The organism is Armatimonadota bacterium, from assembly GCA_020354555.1.
Taxonomy (GTDB): Bacteria; Armatimonadota; Hebobacteria.
Genome location: CP070648.1, coordinates 1,135,417 through 1,138,733, shown reverse-complemented (window position 1 = coordinate 1,138,733; position 3,317 = coordinate 1,135,417). Strand labels below are relative to the sequence as shown.

The window sequence follows — 3,317 nt, the reverse complement described above, 5'->3', positions numbered from 1 at the left end:
GTTCGCCGCCGCAGGGTTGAACTTCGGACTGGCCCTGCTGTCCATCAGCCTCTTCCTCATCGTTGCGATAGTCCTCACGCGGTTCGTCTCCGAGGGCGGGCTGCTCTTCATCCAGGCGCCGTTTCGGCCGACCGACATCATGGCGCTCGCGGTCGGCACGCGGCCACTCGGCGCGCGGAACCTGACCGTTTTCGCATACGTCGAGCGCGCGCTCGGCCTGTTCGACGTGCGCGCTTTCATCATGCCGTACTTCATGGACACCTGGCGCATGTGCGACGCGGCGCAGGTGTCGAAACGGCGCCTGCTGCCCGCGCTTGCCGCGAGCGTCGTGGTGGCGACGGTAGTGAGCTACGTCGCGCTCATCATTATGGCGTACCGGTACGGCGCCGTGACAATGGAACCGTGGTTCGCGATCTGGTCGCCGCAGCAGCCGTTTCAAGTGCTGCGCTCCTACCTCACCGACCCACGCAAGCCGAGCTTGGCGGGCATGGAGCTGACCGGAGTAGGGGCGCTCGTCATGTGGGCGCTCATCGGCTTGCGCATGCGGTTCGCGGGTTGGCCGCTGCATCCCATCGGCTACGCCATGGGCCCGAGTTGGCCGATGATTCAGCTCTGGTTCTCGATCCTCATCGGCTGGCTGCTGAAGTGGCTTATCCTGCGCTGGGGCGGCATGCGGCTGTTCCGCCAGGCGCGGCCGTTCTTCCTCGGCCTCGTCCTCGGCGAGTTCGTTGTCGCCGGCCTGTGGATCTTGGTTGACAGCATGACCGGCGTCCGCGGTCATCGCTTCTTCCTCTTCTGATCTCTCCCGTGCCGGCGAGCGCGTTCAGTGCCGCTAAAGCAGGTTTCCGCCGGATGCCCGCCTAATTATCGAACGCGCGTCGCGTCACCAGGTTCCACATTTGTCCGGCCGACAGCCACCTGTGCCGCACGCGCGGAAGCCAATTGCGAAGCATCTCCTTCAAAGCCATACTGGTGGGGCTGGCCGGCATCTGCGTCGTCTGCCCCATCGTCGCCTGGGCGGTGCTGGTCATCCAGCATATCCAGATTGGGATCCTTCAATTCCCGCCGGTCCTGATCGGCCTTTTCACCTTCCTCGTGCTCGGCAACCTGGTCGTGCGCCGCGTCTGTCGCAGCTTGGGCCTCAACAGTGCCGAGATCGTCATCGTCTACTCCATGATGCTAATCGCCGCCATGATCAGCTCGCGCGGGCTGATGGACAAGTGGTTCGGCACCTTGGTCGCCGTCAACTACTACACCACGCCGGAGAACGAGTGGCGCGCGCTGTACTACCCGTACCTCAAACCGTGGATCGTGGCCTTCGATCCGACTGGGCCCGAGAAGCAGCCTGCGGTGCAGGCCTTCTACGAGGGCCTGCGCGATGGCCAGGCGCTGCCATTGCGCGTTTGGCTCACGCCCATCGCCGCCTGGAGCGTGCTCGTCTTCTTCACCTTCGGCGGTTTCCTCTGCCTCGCCGCCATCCTGCGCAAGCAGTGGGTGGACAACGAGCGGCTGCCGTTCGCCCTGGTGCAGCTGCCGCTGGAGATGGTGCGCGAGGACACCGCGGGCCCGTTCATCCGCAACAAGCTGACCTGGATCGGCTTTGCCATCCCCGCCGCCGTCTTCACCATCAACGGCCTGCACATCATCTATCCCGCCGTGCCGGAGCTGTCTTTGTCCCGCACCCTCAACGACTTCCTGCCATCGCTGCGCCCGTGGAGCGACATCAGCTGGACCCCTGCCCTTCTCTCGTTCGCTGCCGTGGGCTTCAGCTATCTGCTCCCGACCGACCTCGTCTTCAGTCTGTGGTTCTTCTTCCTCTTCACGCGAGTGCAGGATCTCGTCGGTTCGCTGTTCGGTCTCCAGCCGGAGCCGATGTCTCTCTATCCGACGCGCATCGTCCAGGGCTACCAGGTCATGGGCGCGTACTTCGTGCTCGTGTTCTACCTCGTCCGTATGAGCTGGCCGCACCTGCGCGCCGTCGCGCGCAAGGCCATCTACGACGACCCCACCGTGGACGACAGCAAGGAGATGATGCCGTATCGGCTTGCCTTCTTCGGCCTGATCCTGTCATTCATCGGGTCTGTGGCGTGGTGCCGGCTCGCCGGCATGACGCTGTGGATGGCCGTGCTGCAGATGTTCGTGTACCTGTTCATCGTCGCGGTGGTCATGGCGCGCAGCGTGTCCGAGGGCGGGTTGCTCATGACCGAGACGTCGTTTCGCCCGATGGACGTCGTCGCGCTCGTCAGTTCGCGCACGGTGCTCGGGCCCGCCAACCTGACCGTGCTGTGTCTCGTGGATGCGGTGTTCGCGCGTGACCTGCGCGGGCTCTTGCTGACCGGCTTCCTCGACGGATTGCGCATGGGCGACGGCGTGCGACTGCCGCGGCGGTCGCTGCTGTGGGCCTTCGTCATCGCCATCCCCGCCGCGATCCTTGCCGCCGGCGCGCTTCACCTGTGGATACCCTACCAGCGCGGCGGCGTTACCCTGTATTCCTACGTCTACTCCGCCAACAGCATTTGGGGCTTTCAGCAGAACGCCGCCGCGATGCGCGGCGTCGATCATTACAACTGGCTCGCCCCGACGTTCTTCATCGTCGGCGTCGTGTTTACCGCTTTCCTCGCCTTCATGCGCTCGAGCTTTGTGTGGTGGCCGTTCCATCCTCTCGGTTACGCCGTCAGCGCGTCGTGGACGATGATCGTGTTCTGGTTCCCCTGCTTGATCGCGTGGTGTGCGAAGGGGCTCATTCTGCGCTGGGGAGGCATGCGACTTTACGCCCAGGCGCGCCCGTTCTTCCTCGGCCTCGTGCTCGGGGAGTTCAGCTCGTCGGTGGTGTGGAGCGTGTTCAGCTTCATCACAAAGTCCCCCGCACCGCCATTCCCGTGGTGGTAGGGGCAGGTGCGCGTTTCTGTGGGATGTGATCCGACCGCGGCGGTGAATAGAGCCCAGTGACGGCATGCGCGTCAACCCGGAATGAGGAAACTCGATCCCAAGGGCACGGCGCCTAGTCGCCGGCCCTGCGGGCTGCAAAGGAGAGAGGGATGAAGAAAGTGAAGGTCGCCTTCATCGGCGCCGGAGGCATGGCGAATTGGGCGCATTACCCGTCCCTGGCCGAGATGCCGGACGTCGAGATGGTCGGCATCTGCGACCTCGACGAGGAGCGCCTGCGCACCACCGCCGACAAGTACGGCATCGAGGGACGGTTTCGCGACTACAACGAGATGATTGAGAAGACCGGCCCCGATGCGGTCTACATCATCATGCCGCCCCACCACTTGTTCGATCTCGTCATTGACTGCCTGGCGCGCAAGCTCAACGTG

At 64.3% G+C, this 3,317-nt stretch carries 3 protein-coding genes; all 3 read left to right on the top strand.

Features of this window, described 5'->3' with window-relative positions; all coding sequences use genetic code 11:
* Nucleotides 1–799, top strand: a 799-nt coding sequence (locus tag JSV65_04665) for a hypothetical protein (GenBank protein ID UCH35647.1), incomplete at its 5' end; no start/stop codon positions are given.
* Between the two features lie 143 nt (nt 800–942).
* Nucleotides 943–2,889, top strand: coding sequence for a hypothetical protein (locus JSV65_04660; protein UCH35646.1), 1,947 nt, complete (start codon nt 943–945; stop codon nt 2,887–2,889).
* Nucleotides 2,890–3,038: 149 nt separating this feature from the next.
* Nucleotides 3,039–3,317: Gfo/Idh/MocA family oxidoreductase (locus JSV65_04655; GenBank protein UCH35645.1), on the top strand; the 279-nt coding region annotated here is incomplete at its 3' end.